Source organism: Leptolyngbya sp. 7M, from assembly GCF_018128485.1.
Genome location: NZ_CP070897.1, coordinates 2,515,228 through 2,529,742 on the forward strand (window position 1 = coordinate 2,515,228; position 14,515 = coordinate 2,529,742).

Genomic DNA, 14,515 nt, shown 5'->3' on the forward strand with positions numbered 1-14,515 from the left:
AGTGTAAAATTGTCTTGTAATTAACAAGAATGAACAGAAAATTAGGTATAGCAGTCGTGGGGATAGGCGGAGCGGTCGGAACGACGATGGCCGCAGGGATCGAACTGCTTAAAAAGGGACTAATCGGGGCGGATGGGCTTCCGCTTGGCGGGAGTTCCGACATTGGGTTAGCGGAATACACCGACATTAGCTTTGCCGGCTGGGATCTATTCCCTGATGACCTCGCTAGAGCTGCGGAGGGCCACGGGGTTCTCAGCTACAAACAACATCGTGCCGTTGAAGAGGAACTATCAAGTATCAAACCCTGGCGGGCTATCGGCGATGAGCGTTATCTCTCGCTTATCGAAGGATATAACAAGATAGACTGGAAAGGTCACCGTGCAACGATCGAACAGCTCCGGCGGGATCTTGCAGGTTTCAAAGAAAACTGTGACTCAGTTGTCGTCATAAACCTCGCCTCAACAGAGAAACTGATCGCCGACAGCAAGGACGACTTTGATACTCTCGCCGAATTTGAAAAGGCATTGGACGAGAATTCGCCAACCATTTCTCCGGCAATGTTATATGCGTATGCCGCGATCTCTGAAGGCGTACCCTATGGCAACTTTACGCCGTCGGTTTCTGCCGACATTCCGGCTTTGATCGAATTCGCAGAGCAGCAAAATGTTCCAATCGCCGGTAAGGACGGCAAGACCGGACAAACATTTATCAAGACAGTGCTCGCACCGGCACTCAGGAGCCGTGCGCTTCATATCGATGGATGGTACTCGACGAATATTCTTGGGAACCGCGACGGCCTCGCGCTTTCAAATGAAGAATCGCTTGCCTCGAAGGTAAAGACAAAGAGTTCTGTGCTTGATGATATGTTGGGTTATGAGGTCGAAGACCACATCGTTGATATACGCTATTACCGGCCCCGCGGCGATAACAAAGAAGCTTGGGATAATATTGACATCCGCGGATTTCTCGGGCAGACGATGCAGATAAAGGTGAATTTCCTATGTAAGGATTCGATCCTTGCAGCACCGCTCGCCATCGAGATCGCGCGTTGTTTGGATTTTGCAAAGGCAGGCGGGGAGGGTGGCATTCAGGAGCAGCTATCCATTTTCTTTAAGCTTCCAATGACCAAAAGAGAAAAACCCGAACATGCCTTTCACAAGCAGGAAGAACTGCTGCTCGAATGGTTATCTCGCTAGGTCGGTTTCGGCCGCGATATAGCCAAAGCTCGCCCATTGATCTCCTTGAAGGATCTTGCGAAATGTGGCAATAGCCTTTTCCCGATCACCGTTATACAGGAAATAGTTTCCGATGCCATAGCCAAGCGATGCTGAACCAAGTGTGTTAGCATCACCGCGAATGGTTGCGAGCAGATATTCGGCTTTAACTTCGCCTTTGTTTAGTTTCAGGAGTTTCAAATAATCCGTATTCTCGATCAATTCGAGATTGGTGTTGAATGATTTCAGCATCTTTTCCGCGTCCTTTTTCTTGCCGGCGCGCCGAAGCGTCATATAGTGCCAGTAGGTCGTTGCAACGCGCATATCATTGTTCTTTGAGACCTTTTGGCATTCCTCGTACGCTCTTATCGCGTTCGAAAGGTCGCCTTTCAGATAATACGCCAGCCCAATGTGATACCAGATATTTGATTGCAGCGTGCTGGTTGGTATATTCTTCGCGTTCGGCAAGCCGTCCGGCTCCACCTCATCCGGTTTGCCCTTTACCAGAGCCGCGGCCTTTTCAAAGTCTTTGATCGCATCGTCGAAACATCGAATGGTTATGTAGCGATGCCCCCGATGCCGATAAAGCCTTGCATCATTGGGATGCAAGACGATCCCGCTCGAAAATATCCGGATCGCGTTCTTGTACTCACCGAGATACGCAGTTCGGCGGCCAAGCCAGATAATCGAATCGGCATCGTTAGGCTTATCTAGATGAACTTTCTCGGCCTCGGCAAGCTTTGTTAAGTAAACCTTTCGCGTTTCTTCCGACATCGTCGGAGGGACGACCTTTGCGGCGTCCAAACAAGGCTGGGCCGCGGCCGATGAGAAAAAACAGAGCGCAACAAAGGCGAAAGAAATGATGATCTTCATATTCGACCATTCTACTTTGAATCTACGTCAGGCACGAATCCACTACAGGCGTACGAGCCGTAACTTATGCTAATTTATCCCAATGCAGAATTCGATGACTTATTCGCTTCCTATTGACCTCGAAAATGAGTTGAATGCCACTTCCGAACAATGGCATTCCGATAATCGCACGGCACGCATCTGGCAAAAAGATGCGACCATCTGGACCAATCGTGGTGAGGACAAATGGCTTGGTTGGCTAGATATCATCGGCCGCGAGATAGAAGAGATCGATAAATATATCGCACTGCGGAACGACATTGAACAGTCGGGTTTCAAAGATATCTTGTTAATGGGAATGGGCGGCTCTTCGCTTTGTCCGGAGGTCTTGGCGAAGACGTTCGAGATCAAGAATTTCCACATTCTTGATTCGACGGTCCCCGCACAGGTCAAAGCGGTAGAAGATCGGCTAGATCTTACAGAGACTCTCTTTATCGTAGCCAGCAAGTCCGGATCAACGCTCGAGCCTAATTGTTTCAAGCAGTATTTCTTCGATCGTGTTGCGCAGATAAGCGATAAGCCGGGCAGACAATTCATAGCGATAACAGATCCGAGATCGAAGATGGAACAGGTCGCTCGCGAAGACGGCTTCAGGCATATCATTTTTGGCGAGCCAACAGTTGGCGGTCGTTTTTCTGCTTTGTCGCCGTTCGGAATGACGGCCGCGGCCGTTATGGGTTTGGATGTACGACAGCTTCTTGAGCGTGCGAACATGATGGCGGAACTATGCCGCAACGAAGCTCCGTTTAATAATCCCGGAGCTTTGCTTGGTCTAATACTCGGTCTTTGCCACAAAGCCGGTCGCGACAAATTGACCATACTGGCTTCGCCGTCGGTTTATGATCTTGGCTCATGGATGGAACAGCTTGTCGCAGAATCGACCGGCAAGAACGGTGTTGCAATAGCATTAAAAGCAAATTCAGTTTTGGTGGCTTGATAGAGCTTTCAGCTTTATAGGATGCATCGTTCCCAGCAATCCGAGCAATTTTGCGGTAAAGACACTTGACCAAGATACGTTCTACTAGCGAGTGCAGGATTCACCTTAATCACATCACAAGTAACTCTAGAATCTGAGTAACGAATGCAAGGGGAGCAATTTTCGAGACTGAGATAGGATGGGTTCGGAACTACCCCTCCACTCAATTGTTGCCCAATAACCAGCCCGCTTCCTGAAAATGCGTCCTTCGTCGTCATTGCATAGTGTCTTCTCAATTCATTAAGAGACACTTCAGCGGTAAATCCTGGCATGTTCATAATTTATACCTTCAATTATTTTCAGATTTAATAAAGGAGTCACACAATCCCTGTACACTCGCAATGGAGAAAATCATCTGAGCAGCAACAAACCGACACCTCACCACCGAACTCGTAATACTCGCAGGATACTGACAACACTACTTGCCTATTTACAAGCAAATTGCTTTGTGTACAGTAGTAACGCTCATTAGTTCTATAAAGCGATTCTTCAGCGGTAAATCCTGGCATAGCCATAGGGCAATCTTCTTCCATGTATTAAATTCAAGGGTCATGCTAGGGCGATACCTTCTTGACCAAATACGGAAAATCTTTAGTTACATCCGCATCTATTCATTTCATTTGCATACGCATGTGCCACTTTCATCTACATCCATTAGCATTCGAGGTGGGCAAGTAAACATAGCATTACAGTTATCCACACCTCCTAAACCAGGATAATATGTTGGAGGCTCTGGAGAACCACCCCCTCCCGGAGGAGGATTAGGCTGATCTGGGTATTTACACGCACATTCCGGCCAAGAGCCATACCCAACTAAGCCAGGAGGGCATATAGCTTCGCTCTCACAAGTAGGACTTACGGGTATTTCTGGGGGAGGACAATGGCAGTCTGGAAAATTTCCTGTGCTTTGACTTCCATCAGGACACGTAATGCTTTCGCACACATCCTGCTGAAGCCTTATGTTCCCGTGAATGACCACAACGCTGCTTGAAATTGTGTGGCGATAATGTGATCGAGTCCTATATAGTGATGATGCGGCAGTAAACTCTGGTATTCGGTTCATTTTACGATCTCGTTTTTAATTCGTGCAAAACGCGTCATTGTTAATTTTGATTGGACTTGAATCTAGTGACAATACCCTTCTTATCTCGCTAGAAACAGCTTGGATATATAAGGCTGTGACTAGCAAATTTTAAACCAGCCGCATTTCCAGCTTATTCCGCCATTCACCCCGATCATGGGGTAACATCTATATCGCCAGCACAATGGAATGAAAGGTGTGTTCGAGAACAGAACTTGTGCTGGATATACAAAATCATTAGCATGGGCGCTCTGAATAGCTGCGCTGTAAAGATTGCTCATCTCATAAAAAGATGATTCTGCGGTGAATCCTGGCATGTTCATGTTAATTACCTCCCTATTTCTTTAGAGTTAGATAGGTTAACGATCGTAGTAAGGCGACATCTTGGTAACGAGGAATGGGAACTCCTCAGTCACATCTACGCGAACAAAATGTTTCTCAGTTACATCAGTGCTGCGGTTAGTGTAGACAAAGATGACATCGACGATTTTGCGTGTACTGCTGAGACGTGAGGGACGTGCCTCTACTCGTGTTAATGAACAACTCCGCCCATGAGCTTCGGCTGTCATATCGTAGATTCTGGGGTAGCGAACTGCTAAATAATTCAAAGCGCGATGCTCATCTGTAGCACCTGCGTTATCAGCCATTTGCATAATGCGATTGAATACTTCATCACAGGTTTGTGTGAACTGTGCTTCATCAGTCGTCTCTGCGCGAGGGATGGAACTGATTAGAGCATTACGATCGAAGGAATAAATCTGATCGAACACTACGATCGGTAACATCAAACCGTTGCACAGTTCTGGTGGCGCGATAGGTCCTCGCATCCCAATAACAATGTCCACATCTAAAGGACTGGGTGCAGGACGAACCGCTTCCACCAGTAGATCTAAGTCCGCAGAATCGCGTGGAACCAGAATGTAAGTCTCCAGTCCTTCAATAGTCAGTACCCAGCACAGTTGACGCACAAGATAGCGGTTTCGTCGCTCAGACAGGACTGTGTGAAGCGCCTCTCGGTCGGTCTGCCCAGCAGTTTCTGATCTTCCCGTAGCCTGGGCAAATTCCTTCTCCACCGATTGCTTGGGAAAGCGCCAATCAATTTTACCCAGTGCATAGACATAGAAAGGTGGGGAATGAGAATTTGAAGCCCCCCCGCACGTAGGACATGGTTCAGCCCCTGATTGAGGAACAAGCGTTGCTTTTGTGAAACGTTCGATAGGTGGGGCATACACCGAGGATGTCTGCGAAGCGATCGCGGGTGGGTCGCTAACCTCTATAGACTGGTTAATCGAAGATTCTGTTTGCTCCATACAATTATTTCTCCTTCAAGATTTTTTACCGCAAGAACTGGACTTAGCCATAACCTGATATGCTGCCCAAGCATCCAACAAAGGGGGAACAACGGTAGCTCGTCGAAGTCCATTGCTTTGAGTGACAGCGAGTTTTATCTCAGCCGCCGCTGCGGTTGGAAATTCTGACCACAACAGCGCGATCGCACCCGTGACGAAAGGAACAGCAAAGCTTGTCCCACTTAACGTTAGTGTTTTATCTTGAGTTCCCAGGCTGGTAATCTGATCTCCGGGAGCACTGAGTCCCCTTCTACCGATGGAGTTTCCTAAGTTGGAGTAATGAATCGGTTTTCCTTTCAAATCACAAGCTACAACTGGAATCACCCAGGGATGGCGGGTAATGGCAGAACTGCCCAGCGTTCCCTGATTTCCTGATGCAGCAACAGCAATAACACCACGTTGTAAAGCATAGTCCAATGCTTCCTGTAGCTCTCGCTCACCTTGCAAGGAGGGTTGGGCGATCGCCACGCTCATATTGAGTACCCGTGCGCCTGCATCAACGCTCTCAATGATTGCTGTGGCTAAGTCTGTCGGAGATGCACTGGGCATCTGCTCATTTCCAAGAGTCGTCTCGGCAAAAATAGGACGCACTAACAAGGTGCAATTGGAACAGATTGCTGGAGCTAGGGAAGTTCTCTTCCCACACAAGATACCTGCTACAAATGTTCCATGTATACAGGCAGCACTGCTAGCTTGCACGCATTGACTGTTTCGTCCCCCAGAAATCTCACGAATATTTGACTCTGCGAGTTCGCCATGTGTCTGAAGAACAGCACCATCAATTAACCCCACTACGACTTCAGGTCTACCACTAGTGAGTTTCATCAAGGGTGTGAGCTTGGTCAAATCTAGGGGATTCATTTCATGATTCTACAGATGTGCTTTTCAGTAATTATTTCTTGGCATCAAATATTAATGATCTCAACAGCTTGCCTTTGGAAAACTAAATCCGAACAGAGGGACTAAAGCTACTGCCTCACAGATAACCTAGAGGGTTAACTATTACTTAGACTGCTTTCTCCCCCCTTACTCTGCCTAACACCCCCAAATGAGGTGATTAGCCAGATCTTGAGTTGAATATCGCCTCCACTGAGGGTGTTAGGCTGAAGATTGCCTGTATAACGACCCTAAATGGGATGTTATCCAGACCTGAATCAGGCTATCTCCCTCTATCGGGGTGTTATGCAACACCGAGGCTGCCTATCTTGCCCAAATCGGCTAGTTAGCCAGATCTTAGTCTGCATAATAGCCCTGTTGCAGGGTGTTATGCAGACGGTTTCAGAAAATCTTCATTATTTCCACGGAGTGTTGAATGTAATTTTAGTACATATGCTCTAGCTTTACATCTTTACACTGGCCCTGGACTCCCGCCCCAAACAGCTGCTTGACCAAGTTCGAGACGCCATCCGACTGAAGCATTATTCCTATCGAACGGAGCCATCCTACCTGAGCTGGACTCGACGGTATATCCTCTTCCACAACAGAAGACACCCCAACGAAATGGGCGCTGAAGACATTGCAGCCGTTCTCACGTCCTTGGCAGGGGAGAGAAACGTTGCCGCTTCTACTCAAAACCAGGCGCTTAGTGCTTTGCTGTTTTTGTACCGCCATGTGCTGCATCAAGACTGAGAATTCTCATCAAACACAGTACGGGCAAAACGTTCCCGCTACTTGCCAACTGTGCTCACCGTGAGATCTGCCCCAGGTCGAACTCGAAACCCTAGCGGAACTCCGCACCTTCAACCAGGTGATCGCGCTGCTCGAATCTCAAATGCAAACGCAGCTCGTGAATGGGTCGGCTTCGGTGGCTGCGCAGATTGCCGCTCCCAATCATCCTGCGAGTGTGGCAGTGAATTTGAAATCGAAGGCTGTCTACCGGGACGATACTTCAACCCCTAACCTACCAAATGAGGCTGACCTGCGCCAGTCGTTGCTAAGAATCATCAGCGAGAAAACCGGGTATCCGCTGAATGCAGTCAACCTGGACATGGACATCGAAGCGGATTTAGGCATCGACTCAATCAAGCGAGTCGAGATTTTGGGAGCGGTCCAGGACTTGTATCCCGATCTGCCCCAGGTCGAACTCGAAACCCTAGCGGAACTCCGCACCTTCAACCAGGCAATTACCTTACTCAGACCAGCGGATTCCATACCTGAGCAATCTGCGCCCGCAGAATCTGGGCCTGACCAATCCGCAGCCAAACCAGCTAAGGTAGGAATTCAGGCAGAAGCGCAAGTAGAAACCGCGCCAAAAGCCAAAATGGACCCTCTTCAGAGAGAAGCAAACCATAGTATTAAACGTCGAGCCGTCCAGCTGCAATTTCTGCCAAAACCAGATTGGATCGAGCGAACACCACCGCCGGGTGCAGTCACCTTATTGACCGATAATGGCTCGCCTCTGACGGTTCAATTAGCCGAAGCGCTACAGGCGAAGGGTTGGAAGGTAGTAGTTCTGCGTTTTCCTAATTCGTTGGTTAAACGCCAGGTGATGTTGCCTAAAGCGATTGAGCGGGTTTCCTTGTCGAGTTTGACGGCAGATCATCTCTGCCAGCAGGTGAAGAAGATCGAGGCACGTTACGGTGCCATTGCTGTCTTGATTCACCTTGATCCCAGTGCTAATCTGGCCAATATCAACCAGGATAACCAGGCAAAGCAGCCGTGTACCATTCGAATAACGACTTGCCTACAGCAGGTTTTCCTGCTTGCCAAATATTTGCAGCCCTCACTGACCCAAGCTGCTGCTGCAGGCTTTGCTGGCTTCTTTACGGTGACGCATCTGGATGGAGAACTAGGACTATCCCCAACCGCTGAATTCCACCCCGTGAATGCTGGCTTGCTGGGTTTAACCAAATCCCTCAGCCGTGAATGGGACCAAGTGATGTGCCGCAGCATTGACCTTAGCCCTGAATTAACAACTGAGCAAATGACCGCAGCCATCCTGGCTGAGCTACATGATCCCAACCGGCTGTTAGCAGAAGTAGGCTATAGCATCCAGGGACGGTCAACTCTAGTTTGTCAACAGCTGGATTCACTTGACTTAACTGACTCAACTATCGAGTGGAACAATCGCTCAAATACTGGCTGCAATCTTGACCCAGATACAATTTTTCTGGTTAGCGGCGGTGCAAAAGGGATTACGGCTGAATGTGTGATTAAGCTAGCCCAAACCTATAGCTGCCAATTTGTTTTGCTAGGCCGCTCACCCCTGACTGCTGAGCCAGACTGGGCTAAAGGGTATACGGGGGCTGCGCTGAAGCAGCAAATTATGCAGCACCTGACCATTGCTGGAAAAGCTGCCACGCCAGTTGAAATTCAGCCTATTTTCCAGCAGATTGAAGCTCAGCGAGCAATCACCGAAACACTGCAAGCTATTGAGCAAGCTGGAGGACGAGCAGAGTACATCAGTGTAGATATTACCGACTCAGTAGCTCTACAAAATGAATTACAAGCGGCGCTAGGGGCGAAAATCAACGCAGTAAAAGGTGTCATTCACGGTGCTGGGAACCTAGCCGATAAACGAATTGAAAAGAAGACATTGCAGGATTTTACAACTGTCTTTGATGTCAAAGTTCAAGGGTTAGAGAATTTATTGCGGTGTGTCCCGGTTGAGCAATTGGAGTATCTCGTCTTATTTTCCTCAGTAGTTGGCTTCTATGGCAACGCTGGCCAAACCGACTATGCCGCCGCTAATGAAGTTCTAAACAAAACTGCCCATTTGGTTCAACAAAACCACCCCGGCTGCCATGTAGTGGCGTTCAACTGGGGACCGTGGGAAAACGGCATGGTGACACCAGAACTAAAGCGGTTATTTGCACAGCACAAGGTTAAAACCATCTCAGTTGAGCAGGGTACAGCGCACTTCATTGCGGAATTGACCCATAATCAAACAGCCGCTAAAGCGACTCAGATAGTAATCGGGGGGCCACTCCCACGACCGCCCCAGCAACCCAATTCTGGTCTCAAAACCTATCAAATTCAGCGCCGTTTAGCTGTAGCTGATAACCCCTTCTTGCTGGATCACATGATCCAGCAGCACCCGGTTCTACCAGCCACCTGCGCTATGGCTTGGATGGCAAACGCCTGTGAACAGCTCTACCCAGGCTACAAATTCTTCAAACAAACTGATTTCAAGGTGTTAAAGGGCATCATTTTGGACCCAGTAGAAGTAGGTAACTACACGCTTGAACTAGAAGAGGTAGAAAAACAGCCAGAGGCTATTCAGTGCCTTGCCAAAATCCGCAGCCACCAGAACGGCAGAGAACGATATCATTTTCGGACCCATTTAACTCTGGTGCGGCAATTACCCGATGCTCCTCTACACCGCTGCTTCAACCTGAGTCTAGGTGCGGCAATGCTGCCAGATACCGCTATCTACAGCAGCACTTCCGGCCTATTTCACGGACCCGCATTTCAAGGTATCCAACGGGTGTTAAACTTCAGTCCAGATCACATCACCGTTGAATGTAGATTGCCCAACTTCAGTAATCACTACTATGGTCAATTCCCCGTTCAATCACTCAATCCTTACATCGCCGATGTTCAATTACAGCCACTGCTACTCTGGACCCAACATTTTCACCAACAGGGGTGTCTTCCTTCTGAAGCAGCCGACTATGAACAATTTGCTGAAATTGTATTCGATCAGCCGTTTTATGTTTCAGCCCAGATTATCAGTAAAAATCGGACTGCTGTAATTGCTAACATGGTCACTCATGATCGGGATGGACGAGTTTATTCCCGTTTGTTTGGGGCCAAAGGCGTGATTCTGCCTCTAGCTAAACTGCTGGCCCTGTCTGAGCATCAGTAACAGCCAAGGAGGTTCAGACTGTTTAATCAGGTTTCACTACCGTTTAATACCGTGAAGGATGGATGTGAAGAGTGCAGTACATTAGACAGAACTTAAAACAGGATCAATCTTTCGGCTCACTGGCCATCATCGGTATGGGTATTAGCTGGCGTGGATGCAGCTTAGATGAATTTGAGCATAGGATTTACCAAGGGCGGCTCAGCTCAAATCTTGCCGATGGTGATTTGTGCTTGCCCAGTAGTGACTTGAGCCATCTACCTTCAGGGTTGATCGAGGCGTTATGCAACGCCCAACTGCCACCCAGCACACCCGTTGCGATAGTATCCAATCTCGGCGATACCAGCTGGATCAAACAGGTCAATTCGTCGATCATACTTCAGCAAACTCTTCCTGCCACTACCCTGTTGGAGCAGCTAGAAATAGCCCAGGTGCTGTTGTCTGAGGCTATCGAGGTGGTGCTATTGGGAGCGGTTGGCAACGGCAGTGCTGCGATTGTACTTACAACACTAGAGACAGCTCAACGGATACAAAGCCGGATTTACGCCACCATTAACGCAGCTAGTTTAGTTCAATTTACGTCTGCATCCAAATTGGCTCTATCTGAGGCGATCACTCAATCCTGTCAACAATCTCTGGCACAAGCAAACATTACAGCCGCAGCGGTGGGCTACCTTGAACTGTGGCATAGCGGTCTACCTGACGAAGCCGCAGCAGAAACCGCCAGCTTACTGGATGTCTACAAAGCCAATGAAGGCGATCTAACCTGCGCAGTTGGTACAGTTCGCGTCAACCCAGAAGCATCGCCGATCACACCGATTGCTAGCCTGATTAAAACTGCGCTCTGTTTGTATTACCGTTACATTCCGGCCATGCCGCAGTTGGCTTCCTCCTATCTAGACGCTTGGCAAGCTAGCTGCTTCTACACGCCTGTGTACTCGCGACCTTGGTTTGTGACTGTTGGTGCTAAACGGCGCTATGCGGCAATCAACCTTCTGGAAGCCAATCAAGCTGGACATCTGATTCTTACAGAGGCTCCCTCACCAGAATCTCTAGAATTATCGTCTTTTCCCCCTACTCCCAAATGAACCTTGCTGAAGTTTTATCAGCAGAACCAACCAGAGCGGCTTTTGTTTAGGGCGGAAGGCATGCACGATTGTGTCCGCTGGTGTGCCAGCTCGTCGAGCCACTAAGCGGTTGCGATACGGCTCCGCTGCTAGTGGTTCCGGGCCGGGCATCTGGCTAAGGGATTTGACTGGACGACTAACTGGCTGGTTGACTGGCTGGCTGACTGAATGCCTAGCCAGAGACGTGGGTTTGGATGAAGCAGGTCGGTTTGGATCACCAAATCGGGAGGCAGCCATAGATTGGGACTCTCACAAAGTCTGTTGTTCGTTTGGTAGTCTTGCCGCTGGGGGCCGCTAGGGATAGTACCCACGCAAATCTTACTGCTTTTTTGAAATTGCAGCTTCAATCCTTCCGCAGGAGTATAAGCAGTATAAAGGGGATGCACCGAATTGACACAGCTACCGCCAAAAAGTTCTTGTCGAATTCATGCTCTGAGCTTCTTATCAGCCAATGGAATTCGCGTCATCATAATGAGAGACATTGAGAAACATCAAGTGAGGCTGGGGCTGTGACCCAATCAACCATTCGTTCGCTAGCTTCTGTTGATAGGGTACTCAATCGTGCCCTAGCTGGAGAGGACTTATCTGAGGCCGAAGGAGAGCTGCTGCTTCAGCAACAGGATCCAGGCGCGATTGCTGCCATTCGAGCTGTCGCAGACCAACTACGCCAACGGCAAGTCGGTGAGGTCGTCACTTATGTGATCAACCGCAACATCAATTTCACCAACATTTGCGAACAGCATTGCAGCTTTTGTGCCTTTCGGCGGGATGCAGGACAGGCAGGTGCTTACTGGCTCGATGAATCTACGATTTTGGCAAAAACGGCTGAAGCGGTCCAGCAAGCAGCCACAGAAATTTGTATGCAGGGTGGGTTAAACCCCCAGGCTAAGCGGAATGGCAGTACGTTAGCCTATTATGCTCAGCTCGTGCAAACGATCAAATCTGCCTTTCCTCAGCTTCATCTACACGCCTTTTCGCCCCAGGAAGTGCAGTTTATCGCCAGAGAAGATCAGCTCAGCTATGCCGAAGTAATTGCGGCGTTACAACAGGCGGGTGTTGGGTCGATGCCGGGAACGGCTGCCGAGGTGCTGGATGATCAGGTGCGCAAAATCCTTTGCCCTGAGAAAATCAATACGGCAACCTGGCTAGAGATTGTTAGCACGGCTCATCGGTTGGGCATGCCCAGCACTAGCACACTGCTCTCTGGCCACATCGAAACATCAGCTCAGCAGATGCGGCACCTTGGTTGGTTGCGCACGCTTCAACAACAGGCGATCGAGCAGCAATATCCGGCACGCTTCACCGAATTTATTGTGTTGCCGTTTGTGGGACAGGACGCTCCCAAACCGCTGCGGCATCGGGTGGGCAGAGACCAGCCCGTGTTGGCAGATGCCCTACTGCTGATGGCTGTCGCCCGCATTTTTCTAGGCAATTGGATTGTCAACCATCAGCCTAGCTGGGTGAAGTTGGGCCTAGCAGGAGCAACCACGGCGCTGACCTGGGGCTGTAATGACATTGGCGGCACCTTAATGGAAGAACACATTACAACGATGGCTGGGGCGCAAGGGGGAACCTGTCGTACAGTTGGTGAACTCCGGTCTGCCATTCAGTCCCTGGGACGACCAGCTCAGCAGCGGGACACGCTTTATCAATGGGTTAATCAAAATGGGTTAATCAATGGGTTGGATAGACAGTAATACCCAGACGCTACACCAAACCTACTTCACCAGATATTCGAGTGAGTGGCACGCCTTCCTATCTGCTAATTCGGAAAGCAGGTTGGGCATTTCCTGCCAGCAATGCGGACAAAACCAGTAGATAGACCCACCGTGCCTAGTATGACGCAACATCGGCTCGGAACAGCAGGGGCAACAATTGTCAATGTTCATACGGGTTTTAAAGGTAAATTTCTCGAAATCGTTCTCAAGCGAATTTCTCAAGCAATTTGTTCCTGTTTCGATTAAGTATTGAACTGCCGCTTCTCGCGATTCTAGGAATCAGCCGTCTTCCTAAGCTGTGATCCTGAACTATGAAAAACTTTAATAAAAGTTGAGTTTCTAATAAACAGAATACAAAAATAATTATTAAAATCAATCCGCACTGATACCTATCTCTAAAGGTGTAGATGAAGCCAAACGACATAAGGTGAAGGGCAAAAAACTTTGCAGAGGGAAATTTTAAATCGCCTTTATTGGCTTTAATCGCTTGCGTTGGTTAGCTTTAAAGCCATTAGCCTTATTTTTTTAAGGTAGCCAGCAAAAAGTAATCTAGACAACAGCAAAAACGTCGTGAATCAGGTGCGGTTGACTATTCTTTGTAAACTCATTGCAACGCAGGATGGGATCTTCTCATTTCAATGTGCAAAATGTCGGCTTCATAAAAAGCTTCACCCTGCTGCTGAAAGCCCAGCTTTTGATAAAACGCCGCTGCATGGCTTTGGGCATGAACTTTACTCTCTGGCATATTCTGCTGATCTAGAAAACCAATGGCAGTTGCCATAATCTGCTTGCCGATTCCCTGCCCTCGATAGGCCGATAACACCGCAACTCGTTCAATCTTGGCAAGCTGGTCTGTTAAGTAGCGAATCCGAGCAGTGCCGATTGGCTTTTGGTCAAGATAGGCAACAATATGCTGGGACGTTTCATCGAGTCCATCAAAGTCAAGGGTTGGATCAACGCCCTGCTCAACCTGAAACACAACTTGACGAATGGCTTTAATATCAGTCGCTGCTTCAGAGTAGGACAGTACTTTGAGAACAATTGAAGACATTAACGGAATAAGAATCAGAAATAGATCCAATAAGAGCTAGAAATAAACTGTGGCAAATGGAAGAGCAGGCTGATTTACGCAACTCTAAATATGAAATTCTAAGCGCTGTGGCTCGCAAAGCAGCAACTGCTTGAATAGTAGCCGCGTTCTACATAGATAAAACCCGCCTGAGCGGGCTACTCAACCAACATAATAGTGGACGAAGCTCGACTGGATTACAGTGTGGTGATTATTTCAGAAACATAGCCTCGCGTCTATAATCACCATCAACAAATAGTTCAAC

General features: G+C 48.6%; 11 protein-coding genes. 7 read left to right on the forward strand and 4 right to left on the reverse strand.

The features are described 5' to 3' along the window. Positions 1-29 precede the first annotated feature (29 nt). Positions 30-1,196 (forward strand): inositol-3-phosphate synthase, encoded by a 1,167-nt coding sequence (locus JVX88_RS12140; RefSeq protein ID WP_211627537.1) that lies wholly within the window; start codon positions 30-32, stop codon positions 1,194-1,196. Here the strand turns inward: JVX88_RS12140 and JVX88_RS12145 are convergent. Next, a complete protein-coding gene (locus JVX88_RS12145; RefSeq protein ID WP_211627538.1) occupies positions 1,185-2,087 on the reverse strand; it encodes a tetratricopeptide repeat protein in 903 nt (300 codons plus the stop codon). The genes JVX88_RS12140 and JVX88_RS12145 overlap by 12 nt on opposite strands. A gap of 94 nt (positions 2,088-2,181) precedes the next feature. Here JVX88_RS12145 and JVX88_RS12150 point away from each other — a divergent pair, with 94 nt between their 5' ends. Next, on the forward strand, positions 2,182-3,063 hold the full coding sequence (locus JVX88_RS12150; RefSeq protein ID WP_211627539.1) for a hypothetical protein: 882 nt from the start codon (positions 2,182-2,184) through the stop codon (positions 3,061-3,063). 1,479 nt (positions 3,064-4,542) lie between these two features. On the opposite strand, the gene JVX88_RS12155 is transcribed toward JVX88_RS12150, so the two are convergent. Together JVX88_RS12155 and JVX88_RS12160 are read right to left on the reverse strand one after the other, a co-directional pair. Beyond that, the gene (locus tag JVX88_RS12155; protein WP_211627540.1) at positions 4,543-5,493 is read right to left on the reverse strand and encodes a hypothetical protein; all 951 of its coding nucleotides are present in this window, start codon (positions 5,491-5,493) and stop codon (positions 4,543-4,545) included. A 15-nt stretch (positions 5,494-5,508) separates the two neighbouring features. After that, a complete protein-coding gene (locus JVX88_RS12160) occupies positions 5,509-6,378 on the reverse strand; it encodes a S8 family serine peptidase (protein WP_211627541.1) in 870 nt (289 codons plus the stop codon). A gap of 564 nt (positions 6,379-6,942) precedes the next feature. Here JVX88_RS12160 and JVX88_RS38315 point away from each other — a divergent pair. The 5 genes from JVX88_RS38315 to cofH all read left to right on the forward strand — a co-directional run bounded on the left by JVX88_RS38315 (position 6,943) and on the right by cofH (position 13,160). Next, positions 6,943-7,161, forward strand: coding sequence for a phage integrase N-terminal SAM-like domain-containing protein (locus JVX88_RS38315; RefSeq protein ID WP_263975589.1), 219 nt, complete (start codon positions 6,943-6,945; stop codon positions 7,159-7,161). 142 nt (positions 7,162-7,303) lie between these two features. After that, on the forward strand, positions 7,304-10,339 hold the full coding sequence (locus JVX88_RS12170) for an SDR family NAD(P)-dependent oxidoreductase (RefSeq protein ID WP_211627543.1): 3,036 nt from the start codon (positions 7,304-7,306) through the stop codon (positions 10,337-10,339). A 71-nt stretch (positions 10,340-10,410) separates the two neighbouring features. Beyond that, positions 10,411-11,424 carry a hypothetical protein gene (locus tag JVX88_RS12175; RefSeq protein ID WP_211627544.1) on the forward strand — a complete coding sequence of 338 codons (1,014 nt, stop codon included), beginning with the start codon at positions 10,411-10,413 and terminating at the stop codon, positions 11,422-11,424. 70 nt (positions 11,425-11,494) lie between these two features. Further along, positions 11,495-11,761, forward strand: a complete 267-nt coding sequence (locus JVX88_RS12180; RefSeq protein WP_211627545.1) for a hypothetical protein — start codon at positions 11,495-11,497, stop codon at positions 11,759-11,761. A gap of 211 nt (positions 11,762-11,972) precedes the next feature. Beyond that, complete coding sequence (gene cofH / locus JVX88_RS12185) at positions 11,973-13,160, forward strand: 7,8-didemethyl-8-hydroxy-5-deazariboflavin synthase subunit CofH (RefSeq protein ID WP_211627546.1); 1,188 nt, start codon at positions 11,973-11,975, stop codon at positions 13,158-13,160. A gap of 625 nt (positions 13,161-13,785) precedes the next feature. On the opposite strand, the gene JVX88_RS12190 is transcribed toward cofH, so the two are convergent. Then, entirely contained in the window at positions 13,786-14,232 is a 447-nt protein-coding gene (locus JVX88_RS12190; protein WP_225931392.1) for a GNAT family N-acetyltransferase, read from the reverse strand. Between the last annotated feature and the right edge of the window lie 283 nt (positions 14,233-14,515).